Annotated in this window: 25 protein-coding genes; 17 read left to right on the plus strand and 8 right to left on the minus strand. The window is 41.9% G+C overall.

Features of this window, described 5'->3' with window-relative positions; all coding sequences use genetic code 11:
• Positions 1 to 2 precede the first annotated feature (2 nt).
• The 5 genes from H6571_03910 (at position 3) to H6571_03930 (ending at position 4,676) form a co-directional block, all read left to right on the plus strand.
• Positions 3 to 398, plus strand: coding sequence for a hypothetical protein (locus H6571_03910; protein MCB9322867.1), 396 nt, complete (start codon positions 3 to 5; stop codon positions 396 to 398).
• 294 nt (positions 399 to 692) lie between these two features.
• A complete protein-coding gene (locus H6571_03915) occupies positions 693 to 2,015 on the plus strand; it encodes a hypothetical protein (protein ID MCB9322868.1) in 1,323 nt (440 codons plus the stop codon).
• A 101-nt stretch (positions 2,016 to 2,116) separates the two neighbouring features.
• A complete protein-coding gene (locus H6571_03920) occupies positions 2,117 to 2,341 on the plus strand; it encodes a hypothetical protein (protein ID MCB9322869.1) in 225 nt (74 codons plus the stop codon).
• Positions 2,317 to 2,634: a hypothetical protein gene (locus tag H6571_03925; GenBank protein MCB9322870.1), complete on the plus strand. Its 318-nt coding sequence runs from the start codon at positions 2,317 to 2,319 to the stop codon at positions 2,632 to 2,634. The genes H6571_03920 and H6571_03925 overlap by 25 nt, the downstream gene beginning before the upstream one ends.
• 563 nt (positions 2,635 to 3,197) lie before the next feature.
• Positions 3,198 to 4,676 (plus strand): hypothetical protein, encoded by a 1,479-nt coding sequence (locus tag H6571_03930; GenBank protein MCB9322871.1) that lies wholly within the window; start codon positions 3,198 to 3,200, stop codon positions 4,674 to 4,676.
• 16 nt (positions 4,677 to 4,692) lie between these two features.
• Here the strand turns inward: H6571_03930 and H6571_03935 are convergent, their stop codons facing one another.
• The 7 genes from H6571_03935 to H6571_03965 all read right to left on the minus strand — a co-directional run bounded on the left by H6571_03935 (position 4,693) and on the right by H6571_03965 (position 10,077).
• Positions 4,693 to 6,135, minus strand: a complete 1,443-nt coding sequence (locus H6571_03935; GenBank protein MCB9322872.1) for a tetratricopeptide repeat protein — start codon at positions 6,133 to 6,135, stop codon at positions 4,693 to 4,695.
• A gap of 18 nt (positions 6,136 to 6,153) precedes the next feature.
• Entirely contained in the window at positions 6,154 to 7,827 is a 1,674-nt protein-coding gene (locus H6571_03940; protein ID MCB9322873.1) for a tetratricopeptide repeat protein, read from the minus strand.
• Positions 7,817 to 8,122, minus strand: a complete 306-nt coding sequence (locus H6571_03945) for a hypothetical protein (GenBank protein MCB9322874.1) — start codon at positions 8,120 to 8,122, stop codon at positions 7,817 to 7,819. The genes H6571_03940 and H6571_03945 overlap by 11 nt, the downstream gene beginning before the upstream one ends.
• Positions 8,123 to 8,329: 207 nt before the next feature.
• Complete coding sequence (locus H6571_03950; protein ID MCB9322875.1) at positions 8,330 to 8,923, minus strand: ATP-binding protein; 594 nt, start codon at positions 8,921 to 8,923, stop codon at positions 8,330 to 8,332.
• Entirely contained in the window at positions 8,924 to 9,511 is a 588-nt protein-coding gene (locus H6571_03955) for a hypothetical protein (GenBank protein MCB9322876.1), read from the minus strand.
• Position 9,512: 1 nt separating this feature from the next.
• Positions 9,513 to 9,833: a hypothetical protein gene (locus H6571_03960; protein ID MCB9322877.1), complete on the minus strand. Its 321-nt coding sequence runs from the start codon at positions 9,831 to 9,833 to the stop codon at positions 9,513 to 9,515.
• Positions 9,793 to 10,077: a hypothetical protein gene (locus H6571_03965; protein MCB9322878.1), complete on the minus strand. Its 285-nt coding sequence runs from the start codon at positions 10,075 to 10,077 to the stop codon at positions 9,793 to 9,795. The genes H6571_03960 and H6571_03965 overlap by 41 nt, the downstream gene beginning before the upstream one ends.
• Before the next feature lie 45 nt (positions 10,078 to 10,122).
• Between H6571_03965 and H6571_03970 the strand changes: the two genes are divergently transcribed.
• Entirely contained in the window at positions 10,123 to 10,401 is a 279-nt protein-coding gene (locus H6571_03970; GenBank protein ID MCB9322879.1) for a hypothetical protein, read from the plus strand.
• On the plus strand, positions 10,385 to 10,798 hold the full coding sequence (locus H6571_03975) for a hypothetical protein (protein MCB9322880.1): 414 nt from the start codon (positions 10,385 to 10,387) through the stop codon (positions 10,796 to 10,798). Before H6571_03970 ends, H6571_03975 begins: the two co-directional genes overlap by 17 nt.
• 66 nt (positions 10,799 to 10,864) lie before the next feature.
• Here H6571_03975 and H6571_03980 read toward each other — a convergent pair whose 3' ends face one another.
• Positions 10,865 to 13,021 carry a hypothetical protein gene (locus H6571_03980; GenBank protein MCB9322881.1) on the minus strand — a complete coding sequence of 719 codons (2,157 nt, stop codon included), beginning with the start codon at positions 13,019 to 13,021 and terminating at the stop codon, positions 10,865 to 10,867.
• A gap of 315 nt (positions 13,022 to 13,336) precedes the next feature.
• On the opposite strand from H6571_03980, the gene H6571_03985 reads away from it, so the two are divergent.
• The 10 genes from H6571_03985 (at position 13,337) to H6571_04030 (ending at position 17,718) form a co-directional block, all read left to right on the plus strand.
• The gene (locus H6571_03985) at positions 13,337 to 13,927 is read left to right on the plus strand and encodes a hypothetical protein (GenBank protein MCB9322882.1); all 591 of its coding nucleotides are present in this window, start codon (positions 13,337 to 13,339) and stop codon (positions 13,925 to 13,927) included.
• 29 nt (positions 13,928 to 13,956) lie between these two features.
• Positions 13,957 to 14,268, plus strand: coding sequence for a hypothetical protein (locus tag H6571_03990; GenBank protein MCB9322883.1), 312 nt, complete (start codon positions 13,957 to 13,959; stop codon positions 14,266 to 14,268).
• 5 nt (positions 14,269 to 14,273) lie between these two features.
• Complete coding sequence (locus H6571_03995) at positions 14,274 to 14,540, plus strand: hypothetical protein (protein ID MCB9322884.1); 267 nt, start codon at positions 14,274 to 14,276, stop codon at positions 14,538 to 14,540.
• A 293-nt stretch (positions 14,541 to 14,833) separates the two neighbouring features.
• On the plus strand, positions 14,834 to 14,980 hold the full coding sequence (locus H6571_04000) for a hypothetical protein (protein MCB9322885.1): 147 nt from the start codon (positions 14,834 to 14,836) through the stop codon (positions 14,978 to 14,980).
• Positions 14,981 to 14,983: 3 nt separating this feature from the next.
• Positions 14,984 to 15,361 (plus strand): hypothetical protein, encoded by a 378-nt coding sequence (locus tag H6571_04005; GenBank protein ID MCB9322886.1) that lies wholly within the window; start codon positions 14,984 to 14,986, stop codon positions 15,359 to 15,361.
• A gap of 165 nt (positions 15,362 to 15,526) precedes the next feature.
• The gene (locus tag H6571_04010; GenBank protein ID MCB9322887.1) at positions 15,527 to 15,784 is read left to right on the plus strand and encodes a hypothetical protein; all 258 of its coding nucleotides are present in this window, start codon (positions 15,527 to 15,529) and stop codon (positions 15,782 to 15,784) included.
• A 192-nt stretch (positions 15,785 to 15,976) separates the two neighbouring features.
• Positions 15,977 to 16,552 (plus strand): N-acetylmuramoyl-L-alanine amidase, encoded by a 576-nt coding sequence (locus tag H6571_04015; GenBank protein MCB9322888.1) that lies wholly within the window; start codon positions 15,977 to 15,979, stop codon positions 16,550 to 16,552.
• An 18-nt stretch (positions 16,553 to 16,570) separates the two neighbouring features.
• Positions 16,571 to 17,140, plus strand: coding sequence for a hypothetical protein (locus H6571_04020; protein MCB9322889.1), 570 nt, complete (start codon positions 16,571 to 16,573; stop codon positions 17,138 to 17,140).
• Entirely contained in the window at positions 17,140 to 17,502 is a 363-nt protein-coding gene (locus tag H6571_04025) for a hypothetical protein (GenBank protein MCB9322890.1), read from the plus strand. The genes H6571_04020 and H6571_04025 overlap by 1 nt, the downstream gene beginning before the upstream one ends.
• On the plus strand, positions 17,503 to 17,718 hold the full coding sequence (locus tag H6571_04030; GenBank protein MCB9322891.1) for a hypothetical protein: 216 nt from the start codon (positions 17,503 to 17,505) through the stop codon (positions 17,716 to 17,718).
• Positions 17,719 to 17,730 lie beyond the last annotated feature (12 nt).

A 17,730-nucleotide genomic window follows, 5' to 3' on the forward strand; every position in this document is an offset into this window, starting at 1 on the left:
TTATGGAAACAGTAGCTGTCACAAACGCAAAATGTATTCATACCGGGATTCCCTTAAGGTACACCCCGACGAAGATCACGAAAAAGGCAAAGCAGATCCTCAGGGATTACGTGGAAGAATTTGGAGTTGTTGCCCGGTCCCTGGGGCTTACCATGGAATTTGCCTACCGGAATTTTAAGGACGATGCATTTCCGACGCACAATCAAACGATCATGACGGCGGAATGCCAGGCATGGTGCCGGGCAGATCACCGGGATCCTCAACTGCCGGTTTCTCGTTACAGTTCCGGCAGTTTTATGGGAGTCAATCATTCCTGGGGCTCCGTGTTCACCTGCGGGCCTGCCGACTACACTAAAGCCGATCCATTGGAAATCATAGATGCCATTCCAACGCACTAAAAGCAAGGTACCAGGATCAGTAATCAAGGGATTATAATATGTTTTGTTGGGTAGCTGGCTGCCCGAAAGAGTTTGTTTTCATTTGGTTTTTTGGGATTACAGGAGGTTGGCCATATCCTCTTTGGCCGGCCTCCTTCCCGGCCCCCAAAGTTCCCCAAGGGGAATATTTGTGAAGTAATGGTTTTCAGGGTGTTCGATTCCCCTGCTTCACCGAACCGTGCAAATGCACTTGCTTTCATCTTAATTTTAATTGAAACGGCGGGTATCGAAAGGTGCCCGCCAAAAATTACAAACATGGGGATTTTAGGGACACAGGCGGTTTATACCGTCAGGCTTGGACAGTCGAAGGCCCTGGCGGACGGCTTTTTTGATCGATACAACCAGGACAAGCCTCTGGGCGACCGGCTCAGGGGACAGCACAAAACCCTGACCGGCATCCTGGTCTATTATTTTTCAAAAGAAATAAGGAAGGCCCAGGCATTCGGGGATGGCGTCCGGGAGGGCGCCTCCCTCCCTACCCTACGCACGAACAACAATCAACTGGCCCGCAAGCTTGGTACTTGTGAGAAAACCGTCAGAAACCTCCGCAAAAGGCTCGAAACGGCCAGGATCATCCTTAAAACAGTCTTCCACGGCTCCAATTCAAGCTACGAGCTGACGTTGAGCCCTGCGATCCTGCATATCTCAAAGCAGGGCGACAGCGAAAACCGGGTGCTCTATTTTTCAGAAGCCCACGCTGCCTCGGACTCTTTTTTTGACCCCAAAAGGAAAAATTTACCGCATACGGTAACCAGAACAGTTCAGGATACTATTAAATTAAATAAATTAGAAGGCGTTGTTTTTCAACAAAAGCCTGAAAATCAGTCAATTGAAGGTAAAAAGGATGTGGATAAACTGTTGATTGGCAAAGGAGAATTGCCCAAAACGGTTGAAAATCAACAATTTGAACCTGTTCAGGCTACACCCGAACCAGATTCAGGTTACGAACCATGCAAAACCCGGCAGGAAACGGCCCCCCGAGTTGCGGCGCACCCCCCAAAAGTAGCCCCGGACACCGTGGCTGAAGCCGTTGCACACCGGCCAAAGCCCATCCGGGAAAAAATTCAGCGCCATGTTGATCGGTTGTTCAGCATTGCCCTGATCAATTTGTACGATGGCCGATGGCTCACCGACGAGGAAAAGGAAAAAGGAAAGGCCCGCCTGGCGGAATATTTCGCTTATTCGGATCCCAACCGCTACACTGCAGGAGCCGACGAGATCACCGGCAGGATCATCCTGGTTAAAGTCTGGATCCAGCGCAAAGAAAAGAAAGGCGACACCCGATGGACCACCCCCATCCCTTCCGCCTACTTCGATATTCGGAACGAAAAGGGATTCTCCCAAACCAAAGCCTGGTACAAAAAACACAAGGCCGTCCGCCACGAGATTACCCTTAAGACAACGGTCACCAAGGCAGTCAATTTTTACATGCGCTCCCTTGAAGATGGTGCCAAAATGAGCCCATCAGAAGCTTACCGCATCATTACCCAGCGATTAGGCAAACGAAGCCAGGAATTGGTCCGATTGTTTAATGAACAGATCGCCGGGCTTCAAAAAACAACTCCTGAAACCATTTGAAATCGACCGAATGGAGATCCTCCTGCACGCAGTGCCGGGACCATGTGGAACAAACTGGAACAATCTGAAACTCATTGAACAACTTGAACAAAATCATTCCTATGAACAAACCAGACCGCCCCAGACCTTTCAAACTCGGCATCCGATGGATCAACAACCCGACCAAGATCTTCTACTTCAATTTTGAAAATATGGGTCGCTTAAAGAAGGTCCTGCATTCTTCAAAATGGTCCGGAAAATACGAATGGGCAGCGATCTATCGAAATACAATTTTACTGGAGGAATTTAAAATGGAGAAAGGTTGGCAAAGAATTCAAGCGGGATAAGGACTTTGAAAGGAGGAAGCGTCAGCCTGAAAATGACCGCACAAGTTAAGCGGGTTCTACAGATTGCCATCCAATTCCGATTATCCATCCTTGACGATACGGATGAATTGAGGAGTATGATGCTTAAGGAAATTGGAAGCCGGCTTAATGCTGAAATGACCCGGTTGAAACTTTCAAAATATGAATATACCTGTCTGTTTGAAAAGGAATTGATCGATTTGATTCCTGATCAGTACCAGGCATTGCTTTTTGCTACGATTAATCCGGGGTTGAGGCCAATAGAGATAAAATAGAGATAAACTTACTTAAAGAATATTACCCATAAAAGTTGAAGAACAGAATTAAAAAAACACATGAATTTATGAAACCGGAAATGCACAGCGGCCCAAAGAGATATAAGGCGTCAATGGCTTCGATAAGTGGCAAAACAAAGAATGATGCCGAACCACAAATGAGTAGGTTATTCCAATTCTCAGGCATTAAAACAAAACAGCCACTTATCGGGGAAATAGGCTTATATCCAGCGAAAAGGCCAGGCGAAGACTATAAACTTAATTTTCCGAAAGTGTCAAAATCATCCTCGCCGCCTTGCATTTCCAAGCCTTTTTTGCTTCGTTTTTTTGGCGATTGCAAAAAATGAAGGTGCCAAACAAAAGATCCCCAATAAAACTACATAAAAGACTAAAGCCAGGAGTAAAAACAAGCTCTTTTAAGTATGACTGAAGAAGCACACCCAGATTGAATTTTCTTAACGCCAATTCTATAAGGCCGGGGAAACTCCAACCAAAGGAAATAAAAAGTAAAACAGCACCGGGCAACCGGAAAAGGATAATTATAAACGAAACAATTACAAATCATGAAAATCAGACTAAACTTGCCAACACTGGGAGAAGTATTTTCACACGACGCACCACTCTACAAAATAATCAAAATAGCCCTCCCGGCTTTTATCCTGATTTCTTCCTTAACAGTTTTTGCAGGGGTCCGCTCTCACATTAGCGATTACCTGGGCCAATATTCGTTATGGATAACGCTTCCAGGTTACACTTTTTCTTACCTGCTCTTTTCCCTTTCCCCGGATGTTTTGAATGCTGTCCTGGTGGCCTATTTTGTGCGCTCGATGTTGAAGAAAAAGTTCCAGGGGACCGACATCGTTTTAAACCTGTTTGCCCTGGGACTGATCATTTTCTTGACAAAATACTCCTACAACATGAGCCAGTTTTCTGCCGGTTCCATGAGTAACGAAATGGGTAAGGAGATAGAGGAAATTGACTTAAGCAAAATCAATGCTGAATACAAGTTGGAAAAGAAGGAAATACAAACCACTTTCAACGAAGATAAGGCCGAAGTCGAAAAGTTATACAACGAGCAAATAACACTGCTCAATCAGCGGTATGAAAACCAGTTCATTCCCTTAAGAGAAAAGATCAAAGGTTATGAGAAAAACAGAGTGACAAACAACACCAGCTGGACCGATAAGAAGATCAAAGAACAAAAAGACAAGATAACCAGCCTGGAAAAGGACAAGCTTACGGAGGCCGACCATTTCCTTAAGGAAAAACAGGGAAAAATAGCCCTTTTGCAGGAAACCAGGGATTCCCAAATTACAGCCCTGGGAAGTGATAAGAAAAACGACAGAAATAATGCCCAATCCCTTAAGGAAAAAACCAACCAGGAAAAGGCTCAGGCGAATGATTTTTTGAAGAAAGAATTTGAGAAGATAGCGGGGGTGGCCATTTTCATTGTTTTGGTCCTCGCTTCCCTTAAGGAAATAATACATTTCCGGAATGATATAGATCCTCAGCCGATTATCAGCGAACTGGACTTTCAGTTTGACTGGTTAATGGAAATACTGTCCTATCCTTTTGTATTCATACAGCGGCATTCTGTTAACAGGGTCCGTGAGTGGTATAACAATCTTCCTGATCTGGTGGAGCCACCCAAAGAAGCGGAGGAAATTACGGACTATAAGGCTTCGCAAAAAATAGTGCCTTTAAAAGTAGTTTCCAATTCATCTGCAGAAGAAGGTGATCGTACTTTTTTTCGTCAGCCGGAAAAGGCAAAAATTAGTGCTTCATTTCGTCAGCCCTTTATAGCAGACGAAAATCACACGAAAAACAAACGAAATGGCGCACACGAAACGATCGAAATGCGCGAAGCAAAACGCAGACTAAAACAGTACAAAAAAGACCTTGGAAGGCATCAGCAAAAGGCGAGAGTGCAAGCTAAAAAAGACGGTTACATTTCCACCAGAACGCAGAATGCTATCGATAACAATTTATCCTGGGTAGAGCATTTTACGGATATTTTGAATGGAGGGAGTGGAACGAGATGATCACGGAGGATACTGTCTATTTAAAAATTCTTTTTAACAGATTTGAAAAAAATCCTCCTTTTCCCTTGGAAACCCAATTGCCCTCATTCCAATAATCAATATTTTCCTGAGCTATTTTTTCCCATTTTTCTGCATGAGGAATAGGGTATTTACCATAAAGGGAAACAGCCTTTTTTGCATAATCCAGAGATCGGTTTTTATCTTTCAAATTATGCCGATACAAATTACTTAAACATAAAAACGTATCTGCCAGTGGGATTTCAAAAGCTTCTGGTAGTAATTCAGCAAATTTAAGCCTGATTTTCAAAGCTTCCAGATAGCTTTCCTCGGCTTTTTTATACTCATTTTTATCACTCTGTAAATTAGCCAAATTATTCAGCGTCGCCCCTACATCCGGCAAATAGGTTTGAGGATTCAACTCTGCCAGTTTTCTTCTTATCTCTAAGGCTTCCAGATAGCTTGCCTCCGCTTTTTTATACTCATTTTTATCACTCTGTAAATTAGCCAAATTATTCAGCGTTGTGGCCACATAAGGCAAATAGGTTTGAGGATTCACCTCTGCCAGTTTTCGATATATCTCTAAAGCTTCCAGATAGCTTGCCTCGGCTTTTTTATACTCATTTTTAGCCCTCTGTAAAACCGCCAAATTATTCAGCGTCATCCCTACGTCGGGCAAATAGGTTTGAGGATTCACCTCAGCCAGTTTTCTTCTTATCTCTAAAGCTTCCAGATAGCTTGCCTCGGCTTTTTTATACTCATTTTTATCACTCTGTAAAACCGCCAAATTATTCAGTGTGGTGGCTCTTTCCTCCTCGCTTTCAGTATTTTGGATACAAAAACTATAATATTTTTCTGCCTTATTAAAGTCGTTGATAAATGCAAAATAGTTTGCCGCTTCCAGGCAATTGACCCAGCTTTGAAATAACTCGACCGCTTTTTCATAATTGACAGCGGCCTCATTATGTCGATTTTTAATCTTAAGCATTTTAGCTTTTAACAGTCGTGTTTCTGCTCTTTGCATCATTTCATCCAGCGCCCGATTTTCCTCTTCCTCCATTTTTGCATCATCCAGAATTTCAATTGCTTCATCGATATTACTTTCTGTAAAGAGTTCAAATGCTGTTTGATATAGATTGGAAGTTTGGCTTAAATCCTTCCCTTCCATACCTTCAAGAAATTGGCTTATTTGTTGGTTGAGTTGCTCATTCTTGTCTTTTAAGGTTTGAATTTCGTCCGATAATTTAATTACTACCGAATCTTTGTATCCAAGCAGCTCAGTTTTGTCAGCCAAATGAACCTTAAGCTCCTTGATCCTTTCTTCATTTGGTCCGATAAAGGGCTTTAAAAACTCTTCGAGGGATCTTTTTTCCTCAGTCTTATTGCCAGCACTGTCAATGTATTGGAAAATAAAAATGTTATCGCCCTTGGCTTCAACCTTATTAATTCTCTTATTGATCATTTTTGGATGGGGATTATTTCAATTAATTATTTTTTTATCTTTCCAAAAATCAATATTTTCCTGAGCCACTTTTCCCCATTGAACTGCATGTGGAACCGAATACGTGGAATAAATAATAGCAGCCTTTTTAGCATATTTTACACACAAAATTCTATTTTCCAAATTATAACGGTACAAAATACTCAAGCATAAAAACGTATCTGCCAACTCAATCTTAAAAGCTTTAGGAACTAGTTCTGCATAATTCGTTCTTATTTCCAAGGCTTCCATGTAGGTTGCCTCTGCTTTTTTATATCCTCCTAGCACCCTATGCAAATTGGCCAAATTATTCAATGTGTCAGCAACACAAGGTAAATAAGCTTGTGGGTTAACCTCAGCCAAGTTCCGAAATATATCTAAGGCTTCCATGTAGCTCGATTCCGCTTCACTATTCTCCTTGGTAGAACTTATCAAAAAACCTAAGTTATTTAATGTCCTCCCTACTTTTGACAAATAAGTTTGCGGATTCCCTTTTGCCAAGTTGCGAAATATATCTAAGGCTTCCATGTAGCTCGATTCCGCTTTTTTACTTTCTTTTTTATTAAACTGTAAAATTCCCAAATTATTAAGGGTTACTGCAACATTAGGCAAATAAGTTTGTCGATTAATCACTGCCAATTTTCGGTATATTTCTAAAGCTTCATGAAAGCTTTCTTCCGCTTTTTTATATTCTCTTTTGGTGTTCTTTAAAAGCCCAATATTATTCAGTATCATCCCTACATCTGGTAAATATTTTTCAGGATCGATAGCTGCCAATTTTCTTCTAACCTCTAGGGCCTCCATATAGCTTGCCCCGGCTTTTTTGTACTCATTTTTTGCATTTTGCAAAATCCCAAAATTATTTAACGTATCAGCAAGATTGGACAAAAATGTTTTAGAAGAATTAACCTTTACCTGTTTTCTTCTTATCTCTAAAGCTTCCAAATAATTTGCTTCTGCTTTTTTATACTCATTTTTTGCTCTATGCAAATTAGCCAAATTATTCAGGGTTGTTGCCTTTTCTTCCTCGTTTCCAGCTTTATCTATGCAATAATTGTAATATTTTTCTGCTTTGTCAAACCTATCGACAAATTTGAAATAGTCTGCCGCTTCCAGGCAATTGCCCCAACTTTGAAATAACTCGACCGCTTTTTCATAATTGACAGATGCCTCTTTATGAAGGTTTTTTAATTTAAGCATTTTGGCTTTTAACAGACGTGTTTCTGCTCTTTGCTTCATTTCATCCAGTGCCTGATTTTCCTCTTCCTCCATTTTAGCATCATCCAATATCAAAATTGCCTGATCTATTTCACCTTCCGTGAAAAGTTCAAAGGCGGCCTGGTATAAATTGGAAGTTTGACTCAATTCCTTCCCTTCCATGCCTCCAAGGAATTGGCTTATTTGTTTTTCCAGTTCCTCATTCTTACCTTTTAAGGTTTGAATTTCCTCCGATAATTTAATTACTTCCGAATCTTTGTATCCAAGCAGCTCAGTTTTGTCAGCCAAATGAACCTTAAGCTCCTTGATCCTTTCTTCATTTGGTCCGATAAAGGGCTTTAAAAACTCTTCAAGGGATCTTTTTTCCTCAGTCTTATTACCAGCACTGTCAATGTATTGGAATACAAAGATGTTTTCGCCCTTGGCTTCTACCTTATTAATTCTCTTATTGATCATCTTTGGATGGGGATTTTTCTTTATTGATCTGTTGATTAATATGGATATTAGTTCCGGATACTTTTCGGTTCACATTTTTATTCACTTCCAGAAACGTACCGCTCAGTTTACCATTCCGTTCAAAATAATCCAACACCAAAGCCAATCCGGCCAAGGCAACTAAGAAAATGCTCACAGCATCCCCGACTTCAGAGCTCCCTACCTTAAAATCAATTCCGGAAATGTTTCCAATTACCTGAAAGAAAAACTTGTTTAAAATGGTAAGCATTGACAGGATAACCCAAAAGACTTTCATATACCTCCGTTTTGGATTCCTTAAAATAACGAGAATAAATATTATGACTGAAGCAACAATAGAAATCTTCAGGTTCGATGTGAAATAAAAAGTTAGAATGCCGCCAATTAGGCCTGCAATCAGGGAGGTGATAATCCAGTTTCCTTTCATTTTTGTCCTTGTTGGTCGGAGGACAAATTACAACTTTTTTTATACAAAAAAAATATTCTACGGCCTCACCCGCACAAACAACCCATAATGACTATTATCCCCCCTGGCCAACGCCTTACGAAAAGCAGCATTCACCTTTTTCTGTGCTGCAATAATTCTTTCCGCTGAATCCGTCTGAATCCTACTCTTCGGAAAAATAGCATCCGTAGCCCCAATAAAAGCCGTCCGGTAAAACGCCCAAATGCGGGGCGGCACGTCGGTCGGCGCGTGGAATACAAAAAACAGATCCAGCATTTTATGGCGGAAGTCGATTAACAATCGCTTAAGATAAATATCACTATCCACGTTGCTGGTCAGGTATCCCCTGCAATCATCAAAAACGATAATCCCGTCCCTGAAATATTTGTGGATATACTTCATGGTATCCTTCTCCTGGCGCATATAATACACCTGTTTGATGCCTTTCTTAAACTTCCAGCTTTCCTTTTTGGTAATATCAATTTCCTCATATTGTCGCCAGATGGCCGGTTCCCCGTTTAAGGTAATCACAATGACCCTTTCCTTCATCGCTTTGATGATGGTGTGCGCCAAATAACTTTTGCCGGTCCCGTTGCGCCCCATGACCATGGTCACCTGTGCGTCTCTGTGCATTTAATTGGGTTTTATCGGTTCAACAGACTGCTTTTGGGATTCCACTTCTTTGCGGTCCTTCAAAGCCTTGTTCATCATTGGAGCGTAACCGATCACCAGGGCGGAAATGAACATCCATTCCAGGCTGAGGCGCATTTGGTATTTTTTGACCAGGGCAGCCCCGATCTCCGCCTCATAGTCATTGCCCTGGATCTTCTCCTTCCTGCGCCGGTACCGGTCGCTGTCCATTCCGGAAACCATACCGAAGGAAAAGGCCAGCACCTTGTCGATTTGGATCAACAGGAATTCTGCAGTGAACTTGTGTTCATCGGTATAATCCAAATGGTTCGCCATTTGCTCGTCCGATTCTCCGGGGAGATCATCGTCCGGGTCGTCCGGATCCGGCTCGTCCGATTCAAAGGCCGGTGGCGGGTCGATCTTCTCCCTGGGAGCCTTCATTTCCTTAATGAAGGCATCCACGTCCCCGGAGGCCTGTTTGGCCGTGAAAAAATCGTCGGCACTGGTAGCCTGTTGTTCCTCCGTAACTTCCGCTGGTTTGATTTCCTCAACCGGTTGGGGCGGGTTTTCTTTTTCTGCTTGTTTGGTCATTTTATTTTGCATTTAAAAGTTCACTAAGAGGAAAAGAAGAAAAGGGGGCGCTCATGGTCATGGTCCCGTTTTCTTCCCGTTTGAGGGCATGTACGGATAAATTTAAAGCCCCGTTGATCGCCACAACACTGTAAGCGATTTTATCCCAATCTTCAGGTAGTTTGCCACCTTCGCTTTCCGGTCTTTCCATGCTTTCCAGTTTTTCGACAAACTGTTTTTCGAGCCCTGGAAGCATATTGGCAGCCATGCCCACCATGGCCGATTGAGGATTAAAATGTTCTTTAAAGCCCTTGAGCTTGTCCAATAGATTCTTGTCCGACATTGATCTTGTATTTAGTTACGAAAATATTGTTCTGCCCCATCCGGTGAGGCTCCAGCACCACGACACCCGTGGCCAGTAATCGCTGAACCGCCGACCTGATCCGCCTCTCCAGATTTTGTTGCTCTCGCCGGGTTTCATAGATATGAATGAGCACCGCCAGTTCTCTGACAGATAGCGCCTTTTCGGCGGATTCTAGCTTTTTCTTTATCAGGTAGCCCAGGTAAGTGCCATATAATTCCATCAAATTAGTTATATTTGTACAAATATAATCATATTAATTACATTTTGCATGAATTTAAGCATATCAAATAAAGTTGTCTCCCCAACAGGTAAACGGATGGACTGCCAGGTAAAGGTCTCCGGATTGTTCTCCGAACCCTATGAAATCAAGCTCAGGATCGTCAGCCGTGAAGTGATGAAAGACAACCAGATCGAGGATCTGATCGAACAGGTGATCGATCGCAAAAAGCAATGGAAACAAGGAAAGAAATTTTTGGCCTTGAACCTGAACGGTATCAACGCCAACGCTTACATAACAAAAATCAATAACGATGCAGATAACAGCTAAAGACACCGCGGATTTTTACAACAGCCTGTTTTTTGACGAGGCCGGCAACCTGGTGGAGCCGGAAGTGTCCATTCTGATCGAACACGAGGGCCAGCAATTGATCATTCCAAAGGCCAAAGTTTCGGCTAAAATGGAATTCCATAAGCTTATCCTGGATTTTCACCGGCAACTGGAAAAGGATGGACCACTCGAACTTTCCCAAGCTCCGGAATCGAAACCAATGGAGTCTGCCCTGATCGATTTCAAAAGAATTGAATACCGGAACAACATTTATTTTGTTGAGCAGATTGGCAAGGAGGAGTTTCGGGTCCTGAATGAGGAACGGACTAAGGAGATCAGTTTGAAGAGTCCTACGGCGAAGGGAATTCTTAGGAGGTTTAGAGATGGGAATAATTGACCGGTTCTATTTATTGCTTAAGAAGGTTTCCTCCGTTGATGTTAATGTGGGTCCATTTTTATTAGATTAGCACACAAGAATCAAAACCAAAATAATTAATACTCTTAATACTCTCAAATGACTACCTGGGTTTTGTTTTTTTTTCAAAAAGTTTTTCTCATTTCTTTTATGTTCCTGCATTTTTTTTGACAACAAACTTGAATAGTGTTCTTCAAACCAATCAGCCAAACTATTTTGAATTAATTGATGTCGATATCGCCAAAGACCACCATCTTTTTCTAATAGGCCAGTATCTGAAGACACCTTACCAAGAAAAGTAGCGTATTTGCGTGGGATTGCTGTTTCAGAATATAAAATAATTCTTAAAATAAAATGTGCGAATATAGGGGATTGAATAAAGGCAACAAAAAAACCTAAAATCATTCCTAAAATAGCATATGGAAAAAAATTATTCCCAAATACATATCCAAGTAAACCTAAGCCAATTGATATCATTATTCCTTTTTGAATAAAGTCTCTCCAAAATTGAGCTTTTAATCTTTTGTATGGTTGATTGATTACTTGAAAATTTTTTGTTGCCCTTAGGCTGTAATAAAGTCCTCTTGTTAGTCCCATATACACTCCCCCGAAAAGACTAACAAGTAGGGCAAGAAAATAATCATTAAAAAATATTGCAGCGAAAAAAGCTCCTAGTGAACCCAAAATAATTGCATTTAAAGCATATCTAATAAAGGTGCTTTTTTTAAAATGTCTAAAACTAAAACTTACAATTTCTTCCGTTTCAATATCGTTAATAAAAATACTAAACAACAAAAAGGTTAACAAGCCAACACTAAAGCCAATACCAAGGTCAAGCAAAAAACTAAATAATACACCAGCAATCAAACCACTAATTAGGCCTCCAATTAGGCTAAATAAATATTGCCTCTTTGCCCAATTGGGTTGCAAATCTGTCAGTTCAAACGTAACAGATTGTTTATTATTAGTTAAATGCCATGCCAACCATGCCAACCATTTTTTAACCGAATTAAATTTATCATTCAAGGTTATCTCTATCTTTCCAATCTCTGAATGGATATATTCTGTTAATATTTTAGCTCGAACTTCTTCTACCGATCCACCAAAAACCTCCGGTACATTTCCCGTTGTATACAAACTAAGAAGAGTATGAACAAAAAAAGCAGAAGTGACTGACTCCCCTAAAAGTTTATTTTCATTTAAATCCTTTTGAAATTCCTTAGCTGAAAGGTCATTGTCTTTCAATAAAGGTTTTAAAGCTCTAACAACATCTTTCGCGCTTAATCGTGGTATTATTACACTAGCGAAAACAGGAGCATCCTCTGCTTCTTTGTATTCTTTTATCCTAGAACAAATTATGACTTCTGGGTAAACTAACCTTTTGCTACTTCTCACCTTTTTCAAGTAGATAAGTAAATTTCTAAAACAACTATTCCTGAATTTTTTTGGAATTTCATCAAACCCATCTAACAGAGGTAAGATTTTGTTTTCTTTTATCAATTCACTTGAATATGCTTTAGAAATTCCAAATTCACCAGCAGCGTATGGAAGGTTTTGTTCTAACCAACTATTAAATGTTTGTTTAGGGTTATTCCATGAGGATAGATTAAAAATTACAGGTATAGGATAGTCTGGATCATTTTCAGCAAGATAAATTAATTTAAGGGCAAAACGGAGCAGGATTACAGATTTACCTGCACCAGGGTCTCCCAAAATTAACAACCTCCTAATTTTTTTAACATAGGCTTCAAAAAGTTTATTAATGTTCCCGGTATTATATTCAGTATTAATGACAAAATCATCTAGAGATTTTAGGGTTGTCCCTACATTTGAATACTGAAGTTGGAGATTAATTTCAAACCTCAATTCATTATTCATCTTTTGTTTTAGCCTATACTCATATCTCTTTTTCAACCCTTCTAGTAGCTGCTTCCTCTTATTTTCAATTTCACCAATTTTATCATTATTATTAGAATTATAAGTAAGAACAAAAGCGACTACCATTAAACCAACTGCAATGCTCCCAAATATATTCCCGTAAGTCCTAAATGCCTCTTCTCCAATTCTGGCAATTATTAACTCTTTATAATAATCTGCAAACATTTCTTGAAAGAAACCAAAAAGGACCTCCCCTATTAAAACTGTAATAAAAGTCAATAGGGCAACTCTAATTATTATTTTACTATTTGATTTTTTTTTCAACAAAAGTTACTTATTTAAGTCCTAAAATTACCAAATTTTATTAGAATTTAAATATTGTGACAATTCCAACAAGGTTGGAAAGACAACTTAAAGGTTTTCAAGAAACAAATAATCAATATCTATTTCATACTTTTCAAAAATATTTTGATTTGTAGAAAATAAAAGTAAGTTATACCCAATCAAATCTAACGGTTTCAAGTTGTTAACACAACGATAATTCCTTCCGCAACCTTTTCCCGTCCTCTATAGTCTGGTACGAATTTGTGAATTAACATTGCACTTCAAACGCAAACGATTTTTCACCAAAATACAATTCGTATGTACAATCAAAGAGTTGCAAGGCGGGTTCAGAAAGTGCCGGGAAATGTGCAGATGATCAACAACCCCACGGTTGTTCCGGTCACCAGGGAGGTCGGCCCCTCCATGCCTGCAGATCCTTATATTTCCCTTACGGTGGATACCACCGATGCCGGCATTACCGTCCCGGTCACCATTGTGTTGTTCGATGCTTCCATGGGGTATCAGCTGGGTAATTCATTCGCCATGAATCCCCTGATCAAAATTACCGGAAACACGGCAGCCTACCAGTTCATCCTGAACGACCTGGGATCCAGCAACGGCAGTTATTTCGATACCATCCAGCAAAGGATCTCCGATGACAGTATTGCCATGAACCAGTTTGGCCGTCCGATCGAATTATTTGAATCCAGCAAGGGAAGTGCTCCCCGATTGCTGCAAACGATCCATCCGGGCATGGGTATCCATGAAGGGCAGTATCAAAAAGGCATCAACACCTTCTCCTTCCCATTTACCGTAGGTAACAGGACCGCATTTGTCTATGTCCAGGAACCGGGCATCAAGATCACCTGGGGATTCTACCAAAAAGCAGAATTGGGACGGATTAAGTAATCCGATTGCATAAATCGAAAAAAAGCAATATGCTTTTAACAAATAATCCAACCTTTTCCGGGTATTACAATCCGTGGGAGGGTCAAGGCGGGGTCATTGAAACGGGAGGAGGTTATTCAACCCCCGAGGAATCTCCGGGCCGGTTTTGGGACTGGTGGGGCAGAAACGGGGATGAAGCCAGCGATTTTCTCAACAGTGTGATTTGTGCCATTAAGCCGGAACGCTGTCAGGGAATGAACGGTTATCCGCCTCCTGTTCAGCCAAGGCAGGATAGTACAATAATGTATGTTTTGCTCGGCATTATGATCGTCTTGCTGATTGTTTTCATGTTCAAAAAGTAATCAAAATGAATAACCATTTAGCCGTCAAGAACTCAGCCCTGTCAAAGTTGGTGTCCATCAAAGGGGTGGCCGCCAACGATGAAGTGCCGGGGAAGGAGACCATCGAGGATATTGCGACCGGCGAACACATCGGGGAAGCCCAGGGTTGGGACTGGAAGAAGTTTGTCAACGGCACCACCGAAAAACGCACCTACTGGATTGCGGCGGGGATCTCCCTGGCGTTTATCGTGGTTTTCGTGGTGGCTGTCAAATACAAATGGATAAAGCTTTAAGGACATGAAGATCACCCTAAACTGGTATATCATTGGCATCATTGCCATCATTCTGATCATCTTCATCCGGGCTTTTGACGTAGATCAGCTACTGGGAAGAGACTCGGATTAAAAACTTAAATACAATGAAAAATATGCATTGGGCTTTTCAGCTTCTTATTGCTTTTGCAGTGATCACGGCATCCTTTTATGTGGCCGATATCCTGCTTGAGAAAAGAGCCTTGAAGAAATTGCCATCGGCTGAATAAACAGCCTTTGAGGATTTAATTATTCATTTAGAAAAGGAATAGATCATGTTGGAAGACTTTTTTACCATTGATAGTGGCAAAGTCAAGTTTACGGTTAACGTGGCTTTTGATCCGGTCAGCGCCTTATGGCTCGCAGGGGCCATTTTCGTCGGACTGGTACTGGCTCTTTTGATTTATTCCAAAATTCGCTAAACGATGAAAAGCATTTTTGTCGGTGGAATAGGTGTTTTAGGACTTGGTTTACTGCTTTGGTATTTTTTGAAACCTCAAAAAGAAGGCAGCGACGAAGCCGGAAATACCTGCATAAAAGTGAACCGCGAAAAGTTCCAGGTACGGTGGATGGAAGACAATATTCCCGGCGGTGTTATCGGCAATATTGCCCAGAGCATCTTTGGTTCTTCCGATCCAAAATTTGGCAATATAGTCAGCGGATTTTTTAAGGCTATCGATGTGTATCCGTCGGAAGGAGCCGGAAAGTATTATAAAAACCAGATCACAGCCTATTACAATAGCCCTAACGGACTTCCCCGGTGGGAGGTGGTACAGGGGGAGCTGGCTTGTGATTCATTTTAAAAAATTATCATTATGGCAATCGAAAAATTTGGTGTCGGTGCTTATTAGGATTATTTCAAAATCAAAGGCAGCGGAACAACGCAGTCCATTGCCGCATTCGTCCAGGACATCGACGGTGGCGGAACCGATGCGATTGAAGAAATTTACCAGGGAGCTTACCAGGGCATGGTCCTGACTTCCGGCGGAAATGTAATGTCCATCACCGGATTCGTAAAATATGCGGAACTCGGCGGAACGGATACCATAACAGGCCAACTAATCGGTGCCGGGTCAAATGTAATTGTGGACGGCGGAGTGATGAAGAGCCTGGTGGAGAAACAATCCGGAAACATTCAGGTGCTGGAAGAGGAGCCGCAGATCGGCCTATTGGAAAGCAGGGAATCCGCAGACGGAGAAGAAGGCGACGAGGACCCGGAGCAATAAAGGGGCCGTGGTGCCCCTTGCTGAAATTATTATCAAAAGACAAAATTAAGCTTTTATGACTTTGACCAGTAATAAAATAGTTCAGGTCCTTTTTGTGGTGGCCGCCGTATTGAGCATCATTGTGGCTGCAAAAACCCTGAGTAAAAAGAATTGTACCTGTACCGGCAGCGATGCTGTTGAACCGATTTAGCATTGAAGATCAACGCCAAGATATTATTTTTCATCCTGGCGATCGCAGCCTTATCGATCGTAGTGTATTACAATGTCGGCATTGGCATCAGGAACATCACCGGGCTTTTGCCAAGGCATCCGACAAAGCGGTTTGACAAACGGAGCCTAACGGTCATCACCGAAGCGGTCATTCACCACACGGCCACCGATAGCCGGAATACGACCATTGAAAGCATTGCCCGGTATCACGTTGAACCCGGCAATCATATTTGTGCCGATGGATGCCCCGGGATCTCTTATCATTTTATGATAAAACCCAGCGGCGCCATTTACCAGGTAAACGATCTGGAAACCATCAGTTACCAGTGCGGCGGATGCAATACCTATACCATTGGAATTTGCCTCATTGGGAACTTCAACGAAGAAATACCGACGGAAAAGGCCCTGAAAGCGGCCGCCAAAACGATCCGGTATGTAAACAGGAGATTGGGCCGGAGCCTGGCCATATCGGCCCACAAAGATCATAAAAGTACATCATGTCCGGGCGACAACACCAATGTGGACAAAATTATCGAAATGGTGTACCCTGTGGCATGATCAAAAATTCAGGGAATCATGCAAAAATTAACGGTCTTATTTGTCCAGGATGTTGAAACCATTGAGCAGGCCATCTCTTGCGACGGCACGGTGGACACGCCCATTTGCAACAAACTGACGGCGGCATTCGAATCCGGACATTTTGACTATAACCTTACCGAATTTATCGATGTTCCGGCCAGGAACGAATATGTCGCCCCTTCGGTCGTCCGCTGGAACCTCAGACACTTCCCTGCTTTAATTTTCATCGACGGAGATACGGGTTTATCCTTTTATGCACTGGACGGCAACAGGATCACCGAACAACGGATAAGAAAAATTATGGAAACAGCTTCACAATTAACCGATGCCTACGGCAATGGCCAGTATATGGACGGCCACGGCCAAAGCGTGGATATTGAAGACGAGATCAATAAAAAATTAGGCGGTGTCCTCGGGGCTGACTGGGGACTTCCCCTGGGGGGTATGTGGAGCGGGTGCAAATCCTATCTGCCGGATTCCGTGGACAAAGTTTGCGATATACCAATATGGTTTTACGGCCTGGTCCTGTTGATCATGCTTATTTTATTAATCAAAATGGTGAGCTGATGGGATTTTGTTTAGGAGGAAAATGGTGCAGAACACAGGACTGCAAAGAACGGTGCAAAGGATGGTTCGGAGCGCAACCCGACATTGAAAGGTCATGTAAAAATGCCTGCAAGACAAATTCCGGCTTAACCAAGGACGATTTTTTATGCTCGGGTAACTGGATAGATCAGCAGATCGTTTTTGCGGCCTATGGATACGATCCATGCGCTGGAGACAATACTACGATAGAAGATTATTTTGATCCACTGGATGACCGGGCAAGGGAGGACGCAAAACCCGAAAAATACAAAGATTTAATCATCATCGTAGCCGCCATTTTACTGTTGGCCCTGGCCGCTTTGATTTATGTAAAAATGAAGTAAATGGAACCCGTTAGCGCGATAGCAAATGCAGTTTCGAATATTTTCGGCGGAGTCGTGGCCCTCATTGAAGGAAGGCGGGAATCTAAATTTGGGAGGCTCCCGGACTGGCTCAGCCCCCGGGACTTCCAGCGCAGGGACTACACGGTTGAGATTATTATAGGCGCTATGCTTTTGGTGTTGATCATTGTGATCATTGGCATAACGAGAGCAAAATAATGACATGAAGTG

The sequence above is a fragment of the Lewinellaceae bacterium genome (assembly GCA_020636105.1).
Classification (GTDB): domain Bacteria; phylum Bacteroidota; class Bacteroidia; order Chitinophagales; family Saprospiraceae; genus BCD1.

Coding starts and splice junctions, on each gene's coding strand:
- H6571_04025 (MCB9322890.1), top strand. CDS start 17,140: ATGGGATTTTGTTTAGGAGGAAAATGGTGCAGAACACAGGACTGCAAA.
- H6571_03910 (MCB9322867.1), top strand. CDS start 3: ATGGAAACAGTAGCTGTCACAAACGCAAAATGTATTCATACCGGGATT.
- H6571_04000 (MCB9322885.1), top strand. CDS start 14,834: ATGTTGGAAGACTTTTTTACCATTGATAGTGGCAAAGTCAAGTTTACG.
- H6571_03950 (MCB9322875.1), bottom strand. CDS start 8,923: ATGCACAGAGACGCACAGGTGACCATGGTCATGGGGCGCAACGGGACC.
- H6571_03955 (MCB9322876.1), bottom strand. CDS start 9,511: ATGACCAAACAAGCAGAAAAAGAAAACCCGCCCCAACCGGTTGAGGAA.
- H6571_04020 (MCB9322889.1), top strand. CDS start 16,571: ATGCAAAAATTAACGGTCTTATTTGTCCAGGATGTTGAAACCATTGAG.
- H6571_03985 (MCB9322882.1), top strand. CDS start 13,337: ATGTACAATCAAAGAGTTGCAAGGCGGGTTCAGAAAGTGCCGGGAAAT.
- H6571_03995 (MCB9322884.1), top strand. CDS start 14,274: ATGAATAACCATTTAGCCGTCAAGAACTCAGCCCTGTCAAAGTTGGTG.
- H6571_04030 (MCB9322891.1), top strand. CDS start 17,503: ATGGAACCCGTTAGCGCGATAGCAAATGCAGTTTCGAATATTTTCGGC.
- H6571_04005 (MCB9322886.1), top strand. CDS start 14,984: ATGAAAAGCATTTTTGTCGGTGGAATAGGTGTTTTAGGACTTGGTTTA.
- H6571_03945 (MCB9322874.1), bottom strand. CDS start 8,122: ATGAAAGTCTTTTGGGTTATCCTGTCAATGCTTACCATTTTAAACAAG.
- H6571_03920 (MCB9322869.1), top strand. CDS start 2,117: ATGAACAAACCAGACCGCCCCAGACCTTTCAAACTCGGCATCCGATGG.
- H6571_03990 (MCB9322883.1), top strand. CDS start 13,957: ATGCTTTTAACAAATAATCCAACCTTTTCCGGGTATTACAATCCGTGG.
- H6571_03935 (MCB9322872.1), bottom strand. CDS start 6,135: ATGATCAATAAGAGAATTAATAAGGTTGAAGCCAAGGGCGATAACATT.
- H6571_03970 (MCB9322879.1), top strand. CDS start 10,123: ATGAATTTAAGCATATCAAATAAAGTTGTCTCCCCAACAGGTAAACGG.
- H6571_03975 (MCB9322880.1), top strand. CDS start 10,385: ATGCAGATAACAGCTAAAGACACCGCGGATTTTTACAACAGCCTGTTT.
- H6571_04010 (MCB9322887.1), top strand. CDS start 15,527: ATGGTCCTGACTTCCGGCGGAAATGTAATGTCCATCACCGGATTCGTA.
- H6571_03960 (MCB9322877.1), bottom strand. CDS start 9,833: ATGTCGGACAAGAATCTATTGGACAAGCTCAAGGGCTTTAAAGAACAT.
- H6571_03930 (MCB9322871.1), top strand. CDS start 3,198: ATGAAAATCAGACTAAACTTGCCAACACTGGGAGAAGTATTTTCACAC.
- H6571_03915 (MCB9322868.1), top strand. CDS start 693: ATGGGGATTTTAGGGACACAGGCGGTTTATACCGTCAGGCTTGGACAG.
- H6571_03940 (MCB9322873.1), bottom strand. CDS start 7,827: ATGATCAATAAGAGAATTAATAAGGTAGAAGCCAAGGGCGAAAACATC.